Annotated in this window: 17 protein-coding genes; 7 read left to right on the top strand and 10 right to left on the bottom strand. The window is 67.2% G+C overall.

Going from position 1 to position 15,376, the window contains the following annotated elements; translation table 11 throughout:
* Positions 1-103: 103 nt before the first annotated feature.
* From AB7F11_RS16520 to AB7F11_RS16530, 3 genes are read right to left on the bottom strand one after another with little or no spacing between them, the layout of a single operon-like run.
* Entirely contained in the window at positions 104-868 is a 765-nt protein-coding gene (locus AB7F11_RS16520; RefSeq protein ID WP_428290330.1) for a class II glutamine amidotransferase, read from the bottom strand.
* Positions 869-873: 5 nt separating this feature from the next.
* The gene (locus AB7F11_RS16525) at positions 874-2,376 is read right to left on the bottom strand and encodes an MFS transporter (RefSeq protein WP_428290329.1); all 1,503 of its coding nucleotides are present in this window, start codon (positions 2,374-2,376) and stop codon (positions 874-876) included.
* The gene (locus AB7F11_RS16530; protein WP_428290328.1) at positions 2,369-2,602 is read right to left on the bottom strand and encodes a cysteine-rich CWC family protein; all 234 of its coding nucleotides are present in this window, start codon (positions 2,600-2,602) and stop codon (positions 2,369-2,371) included. The genes AB7F11_RS16525 and AB7F11_RS16530 overlap by 8 nt, the downstream gene beginning before the upstream one ends.
* 97 nt (positions 2,603-2,699) lie before the next feature.
* Between AB7F11_RS16530 and AB7F11_RS16535 the strand changes: the two genes are divergently transcribed.
* On the top strand, positions 2,700-3,443 hold the full coding sequence (locus AB7F11_RS16535) for a GDSL-type esterase/lipase family protein (RefSeq protein WP_428290327.1): 744 nt from the start codon (positions 2,700-2,702) through the stop codon (positions 3,441-3,443).
* On the opposite strand, the gene AB7F11_RS16540 is transcribed toward AB7F11_RS16535, so the two are convergent.
* Entirely contained in the window at positions 3,388-4,527 is a 1,140-nt protein-coding gene (locus tag AB7F11_RS16540) for an acyltransferase family protein (protein ID WP_428290326.1), read from the bottom strand. The two genes, AB7F11_RS16535 and AB7F11_RS16540, sit on opposite strands and share 56 nt — an antisense overlap.
* 32 nt (positions 4,528-4,559) lie before the next feature.
* Here AB7F11_RS16540 and AB7F11_RS16545 point away from each other — a divergent pair, with 32 nt between their 5' ends.
* Positions 4,560-5,369, top strand: coding sequence for a crotonase/enoyl-CoA hydratase family protein (locus AB7F11_RS16545; RefSeq protein WP_428290325.1), 810 nt, complete (start codon positions 4,560-4,562; stop codon positions 5,367-5,369).
* A 126-nt stretch (positions 5,370-5,495) separates the two neighbouring features.
* Positions 5,496-6,284, top strand: a complete 789-nt coding sequence (locus AB7F11_RS16550) for a M48 family metallopeptidase (protein ID WP_428300156.1) — start codon at positions 5,496-5,498, stop codon at positions 6,282-6,284.
* On the opposite strand, the gene AB7F11_RS16555 is transcribed toward AB7F11_RS16550, so the two are convergent.
* The 5 genes from AB7F11_RS16555 to AB7F11_RS16575 all read right to left on the bottom strand — a co-directional run bounded on the left by AB7F11_RS16555 (position 6,226) and on the right by AB7F11_RS16575 (position 10,697).
* Positions 6,226-6,549: a hypothetical protein gene (locus AB7F11_RS16555; protein WP_428290323.1), complete on the bottom strand. Its 324-nt coding sequence runs from the start codon at positions 6,547-6,549 to the stop codon at positions 6,226-6,228. The genes AB7F11_RS16550 and AB7F11_RS16555 overlap by 59 nt on opposite strands.
* Positions 6,522-8,729, bottom strand: a complete 2,208-nt coding sequence (locus AB7F11_RS16560) for a malate synthase G (protein ID WP_428290322.1) — start codon at positions 8,727-8,729, stop codon at positions 6,522-6,524. Before AB7F11_RS16560 ends, AB7F11_RS16555 begins: the two co-directional genes overlap by 28 nt.
* A gap of 62 nt (positions 8,730-8,791) precedes the next feature.
* Entirely contained in the window at positions 8,792-9,490 is a 699-nt protein-coding gene (locus AB7F11_RS16565) for a haloacid dehalogenase type II (protein ID WP_428290321.1), read from the bottom strand.
* An 86-nt stretch (positions 9,491-9,576) separates the two neighbouring features.
* Positions 9,577-9,777 (bottom strand): hypothetical protein, encoded by a 201-nt coding sequence (locus AB7F11_RS16570; RefSeq protein WP_428290320.1) that lies wholly within the window; start codon positions 9,775-9,777, stop codon positions 9,577-9,579.
* Between the two features lie 173 nt (positions 9,778-9,950).
* A complete protein-coding gene (locus AB7F11_RS16575; protein ID WP_428290319.1) occupies positions 9,951-10,697 on the bottom strand; it encodes an IclR family transcriptional regulator in 747 nt (248 codons plus the stop codon).
* A 100-nt stretch (positions 10,698-10,797) separates the two neighbouring features.
* Here AB7F11_RS16575 and AB7F11_RS16580 point away from each other — a divergent pair, with 100 nt between their 5' ends.
* From AB7F11_RS16580 to AB7F11_RS16595, 4 genes are all read left to right on the top strand, one after another.
* Positions 10,798-11,754 (top strand): hydroxymethylglutaryl-CoA lyase, encoded by a 957-nt coding sequence (locus tag AB7F11_RS16580; protein ID WP_428290318.1) that lies wholly within the window; start codon positions 10,798-10,800, stop codon positions 11,752-11,754.
* Between the two features lie 113 nt (positions 11,755-11,867).
* Positions 11,868-13,058, top strand: coding sequence for a CaiB/BaiF CoA transferase family protein (locus AB7F11_RS16585; RefSeq protein ID WP_428290317.1), 1,191 nt, complete (start codon positions 11,868-11,870; stop codon positions 13,056-13,058).
* Positions 13,059-13,121: 63 nt separating this feature from the next.
* Positions 13,122-14,054, top strand: coding sequence for a LysR family transcriptional regulator (locus AB7F11_RS16590; RefSeq protein WP_428300155.1), 933 nt, complete (start codon positions 13,122-13,124; stop codon positions 14,052-14,054).
* A 6-nt stretch (positions 14,055-14,060) separates the two neighbouring features.
* Positions 14,061-14,585: a GNAT family N-acetyltransferase gene (locus tag AB7F11_RS16595; protein WP_428290315.1), complete on the top strand. Its 525-nt coding sequence runs from the start codon at positions 14,061-14,063 to the stop codon at positions 14,583-14,585.
* On the opposite strand, the gene AB7F11_RS16600 is transcribed toward AB7F11_RS16595, so the two are convergent.
* Positions 14,582-15,256, bottom strand: a complete 675-nt coding sequence (locus AB7F11_RS16600) for a phosphatase PAP2 family protein (protein WP_428290314.1) — start codon at positions 15,254-15,256, stop codon at positions 14,582-14,584. The two genes, AB7F11_RS16595 and AB7F11_RS16600, sit on opposite strands and share 4 nt — an antisense overlap.
* Between the last annotated feature and the right edge of the window lie 120 nt (positions 15,257-15,376).

Below are 15,376 nucleotides of genomic sequence, written 5' to 3' on the forward strand. Positions count from 1 at the left end.
GGCGAGGCACATCGGTGGCGCCACGGCGAGCCATGATAGTAGGCCCTGACTTTGACCCGATTGCCACCCGGGTCATCCCCGAGTGCAGGCACGGTGAATGGCCTCAGGCCAGGGGGAGGCCGTCGACGAACACCTTGAGCTCGTCGGGCTCGAAGGCGGCCCATTGCTCGTTGCTGGTCAGCGGAGTGGTCACCACCACGGCGGCGCGGTCACCGGGGTGGTTGAGGTCGGCGAAGTTCACCGTCCAGTCGCGGTCCATCAGCGTGGCCTGCGCGAAGGGGTGCTGGCGCACCAGCCAGTGCAGCTTGGTGCTGCAGTGCGCCCAAAGGGCCTCACCGTTGGAGAGCAGAAAGTTGAAGGTGCCAAAGCGGCGCACCTGCGGCAGCAACTCGCGCAGGGTCAGGGTGAGCTCTTGCACGTCGGGCAGGCTGGCGTGCGACTTGGCCAGCTCCTGCATCAGCCAGCAGAAGGCGCGTTCGCTGTCGGTGCTGCCCACCGGGCGAAACAGGCTGTGCAGCGGCGGGTGGTAGTCCTTCAGATCGCCGTTGTGGGCAAACACCCACTGGCGGCCCCAGAGCTGGCGCACGAAGGGGTGTGCGTTCTCCAGCGCCACTTCGCCAATGGTGGCCTTGCGCACATGGGCAATGATGTTGCGACTCTTGAGCGGGTAGCTCTGCAGGAACTCGGCCATGGGCGAGTTGGCGGCGCTCTGGTGGTCCACGAACAGGCGCAGGCCCTTGCCCTCGAAGAAGGCAATGCCCCAGCCGTCGGCGTGGTGGTCGGTGTTGCCGCCGCGCTGGCAGAAGCCGGTGAAGCTGAACGAGGCGTCGGTGGGTGTGGCGCAGTTGAGGCCTAGGAGCTGGCACATGAAGGCTATTTTGCCCCTTCAGTGGAAGGTGCTGCCCGCAGCTTGAGCGCCGCCACGATCGCCAGCGCACAAATTGCTGCCAGCATGAGAAAAGTCTCGTTGAACGCGTCCATGCGTTCGGCGCCGGTGGCCCCGGATTCGAGTTGCGCTCCATGCGCGGCCAGACGCCATTCGAGCACGATGCCGCACAGGCTCACGCCTGCCGAGCCACCGAGCATGCGCAAAAAGTTGATGACGCTGGCACCCTGCGGAATGTGCATGCGGTCCAGGCCGCGCATGGCGCCGATGTTGAGCGAGGGCAGGATGAAGCCCAGGCCGATCCGCCCCAGCACCGCCCAGATCACCAGCAGCGGAATGACATGCGTGGGCCGCTCGGGGCTGACAGTGATCATGAGTGCGAACGAGGCGGCCAGCAGCACCAGGCCAATGGTCACAAGCCGGTGCGTGGGCTGCTTGTCTGCCAGGCGGCCCACGAGCGCGATGCACAGCGCCAGCACGATACCGGCGGGCAGCAGGATGGTGCCCACGTAAGAGGGTGAGAGGCCCAGGCCCATCTGCATGTACACCGGCAGCAGGTAGGTGGAGCCAAACAGCGCGATGCCATAGATGAAGGCGACGATGCTGCCCATGGCGAAGCGCCGGTCGGTGAACAGCGAGAGGTTCATCAGCGGATCAATGCTGTGCCCGTGGCTGTGCTGCCGTTTCTTGAGGGTTCGGCGCTGCAGCCACACAAACACCAGCAGCAGCGCCGCCGCCGCGCCGAGCAGTGAACCTGCCGCAATGGCGGTGCCGCCGTGCAGTTCGACCAGGCCGTTGAGCAGGCACAGCGTGCCGGCAGTGGCCAGCAGCAGGCCGCGCCAGTCCAGCGCGGCACCGGTGCGGTTGGCCGCCACGCCGCCGGGCGCGGTGGTGGGCACGTAGCGCCGCGCCAGCCACAGCGACACCAGGCAGAACGGCACCACCATGAAGAAGATGGAACGCCAGCCGAAGCCGTCGACCAGCAGGCCGCCAATGCTGGGGCCGAGCGCGGGCGCCAGCACCACGCCCATGCCGAAGATGCCGCTGGCTCGTCCCTGTTCGTTCGACTCGAAGGCGCGCAGGATGATGATGGCCGGAATCGGTTGCACCACGCCGGCGGCCAGGCCCTCGGCCACGCGCGCGGCCAGCACCAGCGGGTAGTGGTTGGCGAAGCCACCCACCACGCCACCGACCAGCAGCACCCACATGCAGCCCATGTAGGTGCGGCGGTAGCCGTAGCGCGAGAGCAGCCAGGGGGTGGTCAGCATGGAGACGGTCATGGCGGCCATGAAGCCGGAGGACACCCACTGCGCGCGCTCCTGGCCCAGCGCGAAGTGCTGGCTCAGGTCCGGAATCGCCACGTTGATGATGGTCGAGGACATGATGGACGCGACCGTGCCCACCATCACCACGAACAGCAGCAGCCAGCGGTAGCGCGGGCCGTGGCGCGCCTGCAGTGCGGGCAGGGAGTTGTCGCGCAGCTCAGCCATGTCCGGCTTCCAGCGCGGCAGCCACGCAGGCGGCGCACACGCAGGCCTGGCCGCGCGCGGCCTCGGGCACCTGCTCCAGCAGGGCCGGCAAAAACGTCGCGCTCATGCACCAGCAGGGCGGTTGGGAGACGCCGGTTTCGCGCTCGATTTCCAGGGCGCAGCGGTTGTCTCCACCGCAGAGGGGGCAGCGCGTGGGGTCGAGGGCGGGCGGTGTGGGCGTAGGCATGGGGGCTTTGAAGTGGGCGTGCGGTTGCCCGCTGCAGGCTATGTTAGTTTCAAAGCCGCCGTCACGGCCTTGATCTTTCTCATACCTCTTGCGCGACATGACCTCACCTTCTTCCTGGCCCTGGACCCTGCTGCTCGCCGGCCTCGTGGCGCTGGCGCTGCTCGCGGTCTCGGGTTGTGCGGTGTGGCGCATCGGGCAGGCAGGAGATCTGGCGCGGCGCAGCGAGCCGCTGCAACACACGCCGGCCCGCCCGGCGCTGCGCCTGCTGATCGTGGGCGACAGCACGGCGGTGGGTACCGGGGCCAGTGCGCCGCAGGCCAGCCTGGCCGGATGGCTGGCGCGTGAATACCCGCGCCTGCGCATCGACAACCGCGCGCGCGACGGCGCCACGTTCGCCGAAGTGGCCGAGCAGCTCGGCGGCCAGGAACGCCACGACCTCGTGCTGGTCCAGGCTGGTGGCAACGACGTGATTCGCCTGCGCAACATGGACTCGGTGGCTGCCGACATCGAACGCGTGCTCGTGCTGGCCAAGGCGCGGGCCGATCGCGTGATCCTCATGCCCGCTGGCAACGTAGGCAACGCGCCCTTTTTTGACCCGCCCGTGTCGTGGTGGATGAGCTCGCGCGCCCGCACGCTGCACGAGCTGGTGCGCGAGGCAGTGCAGCGCCACGGCGCGGTGTATGTGAACCTGTACAAGGAAAAGGCCGAGGACCCGTTTGCGCAGCAGCCCGGGCTGAACGCGGTGGACGGCCTGCACCCGAGCGATGCCGGTTACCGCGTGTGGTTCACGGAGTTGATGACCCAGGCGGCACTGGCACCGCTGCTGGCACCGGCGCGCTGAACGCCGGGCGAGGCGAACGCCCCAGGCGGCTCAGGGGTTGCTCCACCGCGTGGTGAAAGGCGGCGCCGGCCAGGTTGCACGCCAGCCAGGCCAGCAACACGCCCAGCGTCTGCACCAGCGGGTCGGCGCTGCCGTAGCGCGTGAACAGCGCATTGACCACCAGCGCCACCGGAAAGTTGAGCAGGAACACCGAGTAGGAAATGCGTCCCAGGTAGGCCACGGCGCGACCGCGGGGCCAGGTGGTGAGCCAGCCGTGCAACTGCGCCGCCGCCAGCACCGCGCTGACCACCAGCGCCAGCGCAATGCGCGCGCGAAAATCCAGCGCCAGGGCCAGGAACACCAGCGCGAGCAGCGCGGCCATGGGCCAGCGGCCCTCGCGCCACGCGGCCGGGTTGCGTGTGGCCCAACCGGAGAGCACACCCATGCCGTAGGCGCCGAAGAAATACAGCGCCCAGGCGTCCCAGTCGGCATCGAGGTTGAAATGGAACAGCGAGGCCAGCACCCCCACCGCCACCAGCACCTGCGGCCAGGGGCCACGCACGCCGCGCGAGATCCACAGCAGACCGAGCAGCAGGGCGTAGAGCTGGAAGTCGATCGCCACGTACCACACGCCAGCCGAGAGCGAGCCCACGTCCAGCAGGGTGTGCAGCAGCAACGCATGCCACACGAACGGCCAGAATTCGGCCCGCTCGGGCAAGGAGTCGTGCTCCATCCACTGCCGCGCCAGCTCGGTGCACAGCATGGCCACCAAGAGCGCTGCCGTGTAGGGCAATGCAATGCGCGCGTAGCGTTGCCACAGCAGGCGTGCCGGCGAGAGTGTGGGAGCCAGAACGCCATTGGGCGCAAGGCTGCGCGCCGCCAGGAAACCGGCCACCACCAGAAACACCTGCACGGCCATGCGCGCGTCCTGGCTGAACCACGCCACCAGGTCGGGCACGAGGCGGTGCGTCCAGTCGGACATGGGGCCGTAGAACGCCAGATGGTGCAGCACGATGAGCTGCGATGCCACAGCCTTGAAGGCGTCGATCAGCATCAGGCGCCGGGGCGCGCCTTCGGGGGGGCTGATGGGCAAAGGGTGGGACATGGGTGCCTGTGGGTACGCGGTATGGTAGCGACATGAACACCACCACCACGCCCCCCGAAGGTCGCATCCTCACCGAGGTGCGCGAGCACATCTTGCTGATCGGCATCGACCGGCCGGCCAAGCGCAACGGCTTCACGCCCGCCATGTTGCAGGCGCTGGCCGAGGCCTACACGCGGCTGGACGACGACCCCGCCCTGCGCGTGGGCGTGCTGCACGCCACCGGCGACCACTTCACCGCCGGGTTGGACCTGCCCGCCTTCGCACCGCTGATGCAGCGCGGCGAGCGCGCCATCACCCCGGGGCTGGTCGATCCCACGGACGTGGGCTACCCCGCCTATCGGCGCCGCGACAAACCGGTGGTGGTGGCGGTCAAGGGCATCACCTACACCATCGGCATCGAGCTGATGCTCGCGGCCGACGTCGTGGTGGCTGCGGACGATGGCCGCTTCTCGCAGCTCGAAGTGCAGCGCGGCATCATGGCCACGGGCGGCGCCACGTTGCGCATGGCCGAACGCGCGGGCCTGGGCAACGCCATGCTGCACCTGCTCACCGCCGACGTGTTCGACAGCGCCGAGGCCCTGCGCCTGAACTTCGTGCAACGCGTGGTGCCCACCGGCAGCGAACTCGACGAAGCACTGCGCATCGCCGGCCAGATTGCGCTGCAGGCTCCCCTGGCGGTGGTGGCCACACGGCGCAACGCGCGCAAGGCGGTGGAAGAAGGGCCGCCAGCGGCGGTGGCGGAGTTTGAGGCCACGCAGCAACGGCTCTCGCAAAGCGAGGACGCACGCGAAGGTGTCCTGTCGTTCCAGGAGCGGCGCGCGGCGCGGTTCCACGGACGATAGGCGGGGGCGCACCGCGAGGCACCGCAGAGGTGCCGTTCATCGCTCCGGGGAGTTCCGCGATGACGCGGGGGCTGGTGGCCGCCGGGATAGTGGCGTACAACAGGGCCAGGAAACGGTATGAACGGTATGGCTCGTTTTTCCCTTCGCGCCCTGCAACTGCTGGTGTGCCTGCTGGTGCCCGTGGCGGCTCACGGCGCCTGCGTGGATGACCCCGCCCGCGCCCACGAGCTTCGTGTGCTTGACGAGGCCCAGGTCATCGACCTGATGGAGCAGCATCCGGTTGTTGCGGCACCCGAAAAGTTGCACCGCATCATGGCCAGCCTGATCGCCGCCTCGCCGCGCCTGCTCGGGGGGGCGAGCATCCACCTGCTGGCATACGAAAACGCAGAGCTCAACGCCTACGCCGCCGACCACGGCCTCGTCATCCTCACCAGCGCCATGTGGAGCGAGCAGCAGGCCCTGTCCGACGACGAACTGGCGGCCGTGATCGCGCACGAGCTGGCCCACATCGAAGGCCGCGATTCGCTGGTGGAAGCCTGCTCGAACCTGCAGCGCCTCGGTGATCCGGCGCTGCGAATCGAAGACGCCAGGGACCGCATGGCGCTGGAGATGTTCAACCCCCGCTCACCGGCCGCCCGCGCCGCGCGCGAGGAACTGCACGCGCAGGAACACGCCGCCGATGTGCGCGGCATCGAACTGCTGCGCCGGATCGGCCGCGATCCTGCGGCCATGGTGAGCGTGCTGGCCAAGATTCACGGTACCGAGGCCAGTGGTTTGAATCTTCTGATGGGGTCCTCGCACCCGGATGTGAAGGAGCGACTGAGAAAGGCGAGGGAGGCGGCGCAAGGGGCCGGCTTCAAGACGGACGGTCAAGACCCGCCATCAGCGCTTCGCCCCAGTCCCAGGGCCCCGTGATCGTCAGCGTCACGGTGGTCCATTCCCCTTCCACCGTCACCAACCGATCGGCGTCCCACGCGCCCCCTTCGTCCAGTGGCCCGCGCGGGCCAGGGCTGTGGCCGTCGGCCCAGGCCAGCACGGCCCGCACCTCCTGCAGCACCTCAGGCAACTGTGCTGCCCGCACGCTGGCCATCGCTTCCCACGTGCCGGTGCCTTCGCCGTCGTCGCTGGCGTCAAAGATCAGGTAGTGCAGGATCAGCCCGCCTTCACCTTCAATCGCCACGCATGCAGCAGCGGCTCGGTGTAGCCGCTCGGCTGCGCCTTGCCCTTGAACACCAGGTCCAGCGCGGCCTGGTAGGCCATGCTGGTCTTGAAGTTGCCCGCCATCTTCTGGTACAGCGGGTCGTCGGCGTTCTGGCCGTCCACCACCGCGGCCATGCGCTCGAAGGTCTTGATCACCTGCGCTTCGGTCACGATGCCATGGTGCAGCCAGTTGGCCATGTGCTGGCTGGAGATGCGCAGCGTGGCGCGGTCTTCCATCAGGCCGACGTTGTGGATGTCGGGCACCTTGGAACAGCCCACGCCCTGGTCGACCCAGCGCACCACGTAGCCCAGGATGCCCTGGGCATTGTTGTCCAGTTCCTGCTGCTTCTCGGCCTCGGTCCAGCTGGGGTTGCTGCTCACGGGAATGGTGAGCAGCCCGGTGAGCAGGTTGTCGTGCTCGGCGTCGGCGTCGATCTTCTCCAGGTCTTTCTGCACGTCGCTCACCAGCACCTGGTGGTAGTGCAGCGCGTGCAGCGTGGCGCCGGTGGGGCTGGGCACCCAGGCGGTGTTGGCGCCGGCCTTGGGGTGGGCGATCTTCTGTTCCAGCATGGCCTTCATGAGATCGGGCATGGCCCACATGCCCTTGCCAATCTGCGCTTTGCCGCGCAGGCCGCACGAGAGGCCCACCAGCACATTGTTTTTCTCGTAGGCCTGAATCCAGGCGCTGGCCTTCATGTCGCCCTTGCGCACCATGGGGCCGGCCAGCATGGCGGTGTGCATCTCGTCACCAGTGCGATCCAGGAAGCCGGTGTTGATGAAGGCCACGCGGCTGGCGGCGGCGGCAATGCAGGCCTTGAGGTTGACGGAAGTGCGGCGCTCCTCGTCCATGATGCCGAGCTTGACCGTGCTGTCCTTGAGGCCCAGCACCTTTTCCACGCGGGCGAACAGCTCGGCGGCAAACGCCACTTCGCGCGGGCCGTGCATCTTGGGTTTGACGATGTAGACCGATCCCTTGCGCGAATTGCGGATGGCGTCTTTCTTCGTGCGCTTGAGGTCGTGCAGGGCGATGGTGGTGGTGACCACCGCGTCCATGATGCCTTCGGGAATTTCCTTGCCCTCCGGGCCCCAGAGGATGGCCGGGTTGGTCATGAGGTGGCCCACATTGCGCACGAACATGAGTGAGCGCCCATGCAGACGCACCGCGTTCTTCTTGCCGTTGGGCGCGGTGTATTCGCGGTCGGCATGGAGGCCGCGCGTGAAGGTCTTGCCTCCCTTGCTCACCGACTCGGTCAGCGTTCCCTGCAAGATGCCGAGCCAGTTGCGGTACGCCAGCACTTTGTCTTGCGCGTCCACGGCGGCCACCGAGTCTTCCAGATCGAGGATGGTGGAGAGCGCAGCTTCGACCACGAGGTCGCTCACGCCAGCCGCGTCGTTCTGGCCAATGGGCGTGCGGCGGTCGATCTGGATGTCCAGGTGCAGACCGTTGTGTTGCAGCAGCACGGCGCTCGGTGTCCTGGCCTCGCCCTGGTAGCCGACCAGTTGCGACTTGTCCACCAGCTTGCTGGTGCCTCCATCGGCCAGCGAGACCACCAGGTCGCCGTCCTTGATGCGGTAGCCGGTGGAGCCCACGTGCGAGCCCTTCCTGAGCGGTGCGGTCCGGTCCAGCACATGGCGCGCGTATTCAATGACCCTGGCGCCGCGTCTGGGGTTGTAGCCGCCCTTGGGTCCCACCTTGCCGCAACCCTTGTCTTCGGCGATCACGTCGGTGCCATACAGCGCGTCGTACAACGAGCCCCAGCGCGCGTTCGCGGCGTTCAGCGCATAGCGAGCGTTCAGGATCGGCACCACCAGTTGCGGGCCGGCCTGCACGGCCAGTTCGTCGTCCACGTTGCGGGTCGTGGCCCTGGCGTTTTTGGGTGGGGTCACGAGGTAGCCGATGGTCTCCAGGTACTTGCGGTAGCCGGCCATGTCGCGGATCGGGCCCGGGTTGGCTGCGTGCCAGGTGTCCAGTTCGGCCTGCAGGCGATCGCGTTCGGCCAGCAGCACCGCATTCCTGGGCGCCAGGTCGGCCACGATGGCATCGAAGCCCTTCCAGAACGTGGCCTGATCCACGCCCGTGCCGGGCAGCACCTGCTGGTTGATGAAGTCGAAGAGTTCGGTGGCGACTTGAAGGCCGTGGATGGCAGTGCGTTGTGTCATGGGGGCTCCAGCAAGAGACAGGGGAAAAAGAATGCAGGGACAACAATGAAATGGGAAAGCGTTCAGAAAAAGGCCAGCACGTCGCGCAGATGGTTGCCTGTGCGGCGGGGCTCGGCGCCCAGTTCTTCAAACGGCAGGTTCGTTCGGTTCACCCAGAGCGTCTGGTAGCCGAACCAGGTCGCGGCCAGTGCGTCCCAGGCGTTGCTGCTGACGAAAACAATGTGCGCGCGTGGCAGACCGGTGGCCTGTTCACCCAGCAGGTAGGCATCGGGATGGGTCTTGTATTTGCGGATCGGGTCCACGCTGATCACATGGTCCAGCAGGCCGTCAAGCCCGGCGCTGCGCACCGCAATCCCCAGCATGTCCGCGTCGCCATTGCTCAGGATGCCGGTGACCACGCCGCGCTCGCGAAGTGCCTGCAGCACTTCGCGGTTTTCCGGGAAGGCCGAAAGGTGGCGGTACTGGTTCATGAGCCGCGCCGCGCGCTCCTCGAATGCGGGCCAGTTGCTGCGTGCATCGGGCTCGATGGCCTTGATCGCATAGGTCAGTGCGTTCTGCGTGAGTGTCCAGAACGGCCGGTAGTGCGCGCCGTGATCGCTGGTGGTCACCAACCGCGTGTATTCGATCTGCTTGTCGCGCCAGAGGGTGGCAAGCCGAGCCCCGAGCCCGGGGAACAGCTGCTCGGCGAGCAAGCCGACGCTGTACACGTCGAACAGCGTGCCATAGGCATCAAAAAGAACGGCGCGGGGTTTGGGGTCCATGGGTGCACTGTATTCCACACCTGGGCGCGCATTGAACAGGTTTTTTGCGACTGATCTGTGACTTTGGTAGAGGTAATGAGTCGGAGTCATCCGAGGTGGGCGTTCGCGAGAAGAATCTCACGTGATGCGCCCTGCGCCGACCAGCTTGCATTTTCGCTGTCATGCCCGTGTGGCAGCATGAAGCCAGGCTTTGGACGACGCCCCGACAGGATCGGCACAGACCCGTGCAATTTTTCGATCTGCCAGCGGTGGCGGCGCATGGCCAGCGGGGAGTTTTGCATGTTCACCTACGTCATCTTCGGGGTGTTGCGCGGATCGAGTGAGGGGTTGCTCTTTCACAGCTGCGTGCCGGACCTCGGTCGCCATCCGGAACTCTGGGCGGACGAGTGCCCGTTTCCCATTGCCATCGGAGCGCCTGTGCGCATCGAACTGACGACGGGCCTTGCCCCTGCTGCCGCGGCTAGCCAACGCGGCCACTCAACTGCCGCGCCGCCACCAGCACCTTCGTCACATGCCGCTCATCGAACCGGTGCGCCGGCATCGTGAGCGTGAGTGAAGCGGCAATCGTCCCGTCCACATGAAACACCGGTGCCGAGATGCCCGCCACTTCGGCCAGCCGGTCACCCACGGCGGTCATGAAACCATCGGCGCGGATGCGGGCGTGCAGGCGCCTGTCGGCCTGTGTGATTCTGCGGCTGTCGTCGCCGGCACCGAACGCCGACAGCACGCGCCCGCCCGTGCCCTGGTGCAGCGGCAGCACGTCGCCAGCGCGAATGTGGTCGCGAACCGGATGCGGTGAGTCCACCCGGTAGAGGCACAGCCGCGTCTGGTTGGGCGCCTGTCCCTGGCGCACGTGGTAGGCCGCGCTCTCGCCGGTGACAGCGACCAGCTGGCGCAGCACCGGCATGACCACGCGGTCGAGCGAGAACGAGGCGGCGTAGATGCCGTGCAGCCGAGCGACTTCACCCCCGAGTGCGTAGCGGCCGTCGTCCAGCCGCTGCAGCAGGTGCGCGTGTTCCAGCGACGCGAGCAGGCGCAGCGCTGTGCTCTTGTAGAGCTGGGTGCGCCCGGCCAGCTCAGCGAGCGAGAGCGCTGCGTCGCCCGGCTGGAAGGCGCCGAGCAGTGACAGTGCGCGGTCCACGGCGGCGGTGCCACCGATGGCGGCATGCGTGTCGGCAACGGAGGGGGTCTGTGCTTTGCGGGGCATGGCGATGAACGTGGGTTGACAGTGCGGGGGTGATCTGCCATTCTTTTTAATAGAAAGAATATCGTTCTATCTGACAAAACACAAGCACACCCCTCGTTTCATGTCATCCACGCCCGAAGTCCTCATCAGCGAAGTCGGCCCGCGCGACGGTCTGCAATCGGTTCAGGCGATCATGCCCACGGCCGACAAACGGCGCTGGATCGACGCGCTCGTGGAGGCCGGCCTGCGCGAGATCGAGGTGGGCTCTTTTGTGCCTGCCCGTCTGTTGCCGCAGATGGCCGATGTGGTGGACGTGGTGCGCCACGCGTTGCGCCACCAGGGCATCACCGTGATGGCGCTGGTGCCCAACCGGCGTGGTGCCGAAGCCGCGCTGGCCGCCGGTGTGCACAAGTTCACCCTGCCAGTGTCGGCGAGCGAGGCCCATTCACTGGCCAACGTGCGCAAGACGCGGGTGCAGATGGTGGAGGCGTTGCGCGAGGTGCACGCGCTGCGGCGTGAAGCCGCGCCCGGTGTGGCGATGGAGGTGGGCCTGTCGACCGCGTTTGGCTGCACCTTGCAGGGTGCGGTGGACGAAGACGAAGTGATCCGTCTGGCCGTGGCCTGTGTGGAAGCCGGCGCGGACGAGGTCGGCCTGTCGGACACCACCGGCATGGCCAACCCGGCGCAGGTGCGCCGCCTGTTCAAGCGGCTGCGCGCCGAGATCGGCACGCGCGCGGGCGCAGCCCACATGCACAACACGCGCGGCCTCGGCCTGGCGAACTGCCTGGCGGCTTTCGACGTGGGCGTGCGCACCTTCGACGCCTCGCTCGGTGGCCTGGGCGGCTGCCCCTATGCTCCCGGCGCCTCGGGCAACGTGGTCACCGAAGACCTGGTGTTCATGTTCGAGGCCATGGGTGTGTCCACCGGCATCGACCTGGACAAACTCATGGCCGCCCGCGAACCGCTGAAGACCGGCCTGCCGCACGAGCCGGTGTATGGCATGACACCCGAAGCCGGTCTGCCCAAGGGGTGGCGGGTTCACCACCACCCGTCGAATCCTTCGACAAGCTCAGGATGAACGGAGATTGGTGCTTACTCACTCTCAGGATGAACGGAGATTGGTGCCTACTCACTCACCCACCTATCCGTTCTGGCTGAGCCTGTCGAAGCCTTCTCACGAACTGCATCACCATGACCCAACTTCCCCTGGACGGCCTTCGCGTCGTCGAATTCACCCACATGGTCATGGGCCCCACCTGCGGCATGGTGCTGGCCGACCTGGGCGCCGAGGTCATCAAGGTGGAGCCGCCCGCAGGCGACAACACCCGCCGGCTGCTGGGCTCGGGCGCGGGCTTCTACCCGCAGTTCAACCGCAACAAGAAAAGCCTGGTGCTGGACCTGCAGTCGCCCGATGGGAAAGAAGCGGTGCTCAGGCTGATCGCCACGGCCGACGTGGTCAGCGAGAACTTCAAGCCCGGCACCATGAAGAAGCTGGGGCTGGACCATGAGAGCCTGAAAAAACTCAACCCGCGTCTCATCCACGTGAGCCACAAGGGTTTCCTGCCCGGCCCCTACGACCACCGCACCGCGCTCGACGAGGTGGTGCAGATGATGGGGGGCCTGGCCTACATGACCGGGCGCCCTGGTGATCCGCTGCGGGCGGGCTCGTCGGTGAACGACATCATGGGAGGGCTGTTCGGCGCCATCGGCGTCATGGCCGCGCTCAGCGCCCGCGAAAAGACCGGCGAAGGCTGCGCGGTGCAGAGTGCGCTGTTCGAGAACAACGTCTTTCTCGTGGCCCAGCACATGATGCAGTTCGCCGTCACCGGGCAGCCTGCCGCGCCCATGCCCGACCGCATCTCGTCGTGGGGCATCTACGACGTGTTTCAGGTGGCCGATGGCGAGCAGATCTTTCTGGCGGTGGTCAGCGACACGCAGTGGGCGATCTTTTGCGATGCCTTTGGTTACCACGACCTCAAGGCCGACGCGCGGCTGCTGGGCAACAACCAGCGTGTTCGCGCACGCGAATGGCTCATTCCGCTGCTGCGCGAACGTCTGGCACTGCAGAAGGCGGCGGAGGTGGCGGCGGTGTTCGAGCGTCACGGCTTGCCTTTTGCGCCCATTGCCAGGCCCCATGAACTGCTGGACGACCCGCACCTGCAGGCCACTGGCGGCCTGGCTCCCATCACCCTGCCCGATGGCGCGCGTGCCGGCCAGACGGCGCAGACCGTGCTGCTGCCGCTCGCACTCGATGGGGAACGCCTGGGTGTGCGCCACAGCCCGCCGCGGCTGGGTGAGCACAGCCACGACCTGCTGACCTCGCTGGGCTACACGACCGAACAGGCGGCCCAGCTGAGTCGCACCGTGCTGAAAGCAGACTGAAAAGTCATCAATGCTTTCAGATCTTTCATGGGGCTGTGCCAACAAGTGGGGTAATCTGCCCCGGTGGACAAACTCAAACAACTCGAAACCTTCGTGGCCGTGGCCACGCGCGGCAGCCTCACCGCCGCCGCCAAGGCCGAGGGCGTGGCCCCGGCCATCATCGGGCGCCGGCTCGATGCCCTGGAAGCCCGCCTGGGCGTGAAGCTCATGGTGCGCACCACGCGGCGCATCACGCTCACGCACGAAGGCAGCGCCTTTCTGGAAGACTGCCAGCGCCTGCTGGTGGACATGGCCAACGCCGAAGCCAGCGTGAGCGCCGGCGGCGTCAAGGCCAGTGGGCATCTGCGCATCACCGCGCCGGCCGGCTTCGGGCGGCGGCACGTGGCGCCGCTGGTGCCTCGCTTTCGTGAGCTGCACCCTGAAGTGACGATCTCGCTGAACCTCAGCGATCGCGTGGTGGACGTGGCCGGAGAGGCCTACGACTGTGCCGTGCGCGTGGGCGACCTCCCGGATTCGTCCCTGGTGAGCGTGCGCCTGGCTGACAACCGCCGACTGTGCGTGGCCACGCCGCGTTACTTGCAGCGGCACGGTCGCCCGCAGACGCCGGCGGATCTGGCGCGCTTCGACTGCCTCACGCTCTCCAGCGACGCCTCGCAAACCCGGGGCTGGGCCTTTGCCGTGCCGGCCGAGGGCGGCGAGAGAGAAATCCTTCATCTGCGCCCCGGCGGCCCGCTGGACTGCACCGATGGGCAGGTGTTGCGCGAATGGTGTCTGGCGGGTTGGGGCATTGCCTGGCGAAGCACCTGGGAGGTGGAGGCCGACATCGCCGCCGGCCGACTCGAGAGCGTGCTCGACGACTTTGCCGCGCCGCCCAATGGCATCTTCGCGCTGTTCCCGCAGCGCAAACACCTCGCGCTGCGGGTGCGGCTGTGGATCGACTTTCTCAAGCACGAGTACGCGCGTCCTGAATTCTGGGCCGGTGCTGGCGCGCGCTGAACCGCCATGCCGCCCATTCTGGACACGGCCCGGCTGTGCCTGAGGCCCTTTTCCGAGGCCGACGCGCCCTTCGTACTTGAACTCGTGAACGACGCCGACTGGCTGACCTACATCGGCGACAAGGCGGTGCGCACGCTGGACGACGCGAAGCGCTACCTGCTGGAAGGGCCCATGGCCATGAACGCCGAACTTGGCATCGGCCTGTGCGCGATGGACCTGAAGTCGCCCGAGCGACGCCCGCTGGGCATGTGTGGCCTTCTGGTGCGTGAAGGCTCGCCCGACGTGGAGCTGGGTTACGCGCTGCTGCCCGAGGCGCGTGGACAAGGACTGGTGCGCGAAGCGGCCCAGGCCTGGGTGCACCACGGCTTCCAGACTTTGAATCTGCGCAGCATCCACGCCTACACGCATGCAGAGAACACCTCTTCGCACGCGGTGCTGGCCAGCCTGGGCTTCGAGCTGCTGGCGCCCTCAGCCGAGGCGGAACCGGGCGCCACGCGGCATCACTGGCTGCTGCGCCCCGACGCGGCCTAGGTGTTCCGGCGTCGCGGCCCGGTCGCCGTCGTGCGCAGCGACAGCCAGGCAAACAGCCAGCCCACCAGCGCCCCGGCCAGCACGTCCAGGAACACGTGCTGGCGGATCGCCATCGTCGACCACATGATGACGGCGCATTGCAGCACGCTGACCCAGCGCAGCGAGGCCGGCGCGCCGACCTGGACGAAGATGTGGTGCAGCCAGAAGGCGGAGTACACCGCCGAGGCCACGTGCAGCGAAGGGCAGGCGTTGCCCGAGGCATCGAGTCCCTTCATGAAGGCCAGTTGGGGGTGCAGGGACCAGTCGATGTCGGGCACTGGCGCCTGCGTGGGCAGCAGCCAGAACACCATCAGGCAGGAGGCACACAGCGCGGCCGTCCACAGGCCATAGCGCAGCAGCTCGCGAAAGCTGGGCAGCAGGGCCGAAGGCAGTGACACGTAGACCCAGAGCGACACGTAGGCGGCAAATCCTGCCGGGGTGAAGGGCACCCAGTCGTCGATGGCCAGCACCGGCATCGGAAACGGCATTTGCGATGGGTGATGCAGCACCCAGAAGTAAGCCTGGAAAAAGAGCACCATGAAGGCCGTGGTGCCCGCGGCCTTCAGGTACCAGAGCGTCACGAAACGGTCCAGCAGTTGCCTGGGCCAGGCGCGATCGGGAGAGGGTGTCATGGGTGGGCAGGGTCGATCGGCTAAAGCGGCGGGCTAATATAATCTGTCGCCCTGTGAAGCTCGGACGGCGGGTGTGCGCACCAGGCCCCACAACAACAAGATGACCGCAGCTTCCCAGGA

Source organism: Hydrogenophaga sp., from assembly GCF_050250835.1.
Taxonomy (GTDB): Bacteria; Pseudomonadota; Gammaproteobacteria; order Burkholderiales; family Burkholderiaceae_C; genus Hydrogenophaga.

Coding starts and splice junctions, on each gene's coding strand:
- AB7F11_RS16550 (WP_428300156.1), top strand. CDS start 5,496: ATGGCTCGTTTTTCCCTTCGCGCCCTGCAACTGCTGGTGTGCCTGCTG.
- AB7F11_RS16575 (WP_428290319.1), bottom strand. CDS start 10,697: ATGCCCCGCAAAGCACAGACCCCCTCCGTTGCCGACACGCATGCCGCC.
- AB7F11_RS16560 (WP_428290322.1), bottom strand. CDS start 8,729: ATGACACAACGCACTGCCATCCACGGCCTTCAAGTCGCCACCGAACTC.
- AB7F11_RS16600 (WP_428290314.1), bottom strand. CDS start 15,256: ATGACACCCTCTCCCGATCGCGCCTGGCCCAGGCAACTGCTGGACCGT.
- AB7F11_RS16595 (WP_428290315.1), top strand. CDS start 14,061: ATGCCGCCCATTCTGGACACGGCCCGGCTGTGCCTGAGGCCCTTTTCC.
- AB7F11_RS16535 (WP_428290327.1), top strand. CDS start 2,700: ATGACCTCACCTTCTTCCTGGCCCTGGACCCTGCTGCTCGCCGGCCTC.
- AB7F11_RS16525 (WP_428290329.1), bottom strand. CDS start 2,376: ATGGCTGAGCTGCGCGACAACTCCCTGCCCGCACTGCAGGCGCGCCAC.
- AB7F11_RS16585 (WP_428290317.1), top strand. CDS start 11,868: ATGACCCAACTTCCCCTGGACGGCCTTCGCGTCGTCGAATTCACCCAC.
- AB7F11_RS16530 (WP_428290328.1), bottom strand. CDS start 2,602: ATGCCTACGCCCACACCGCCCGCCCTCGACCCCACGCGCTGCCCCCTC.
- AB7F11_RS16540 (WP_428290326.1), bottom strand. CDS start 4,527: ATGTCCCACCCTTTGCCCATCAGCCCCCCCGAAGGCGCGCCCCGGCGC.
- AB7F11_RS16580 (WP_428290318.1), top strand. CDS start 10,798: ATGTCATCCACGCCCGAAGTCCTCATCAGCGAAGTCGGCCCGCGCGAC.
- AB7F11_RS16545 (WP_428290325.1), top strand. CDS start 4,560: ATGAACACCACCACCACGCCCCCCGAAGGTCGCATCCTCACCGAGGTG.
- AB7F11_RS16520 (WP_428290330.1), bottom strand. CDS start 868: ATGTGCCAGCTCCTAGGCCTCAACTGCGCCACACCCACCGACGCCTCG.
- AB7F11_RS16565 (WP_428290321.1), bottom strand. CDS start 9,490: ATGGACCCCAAACCCCGCGCCGTTCTTTTTGATGCCTATGGCACGCTG.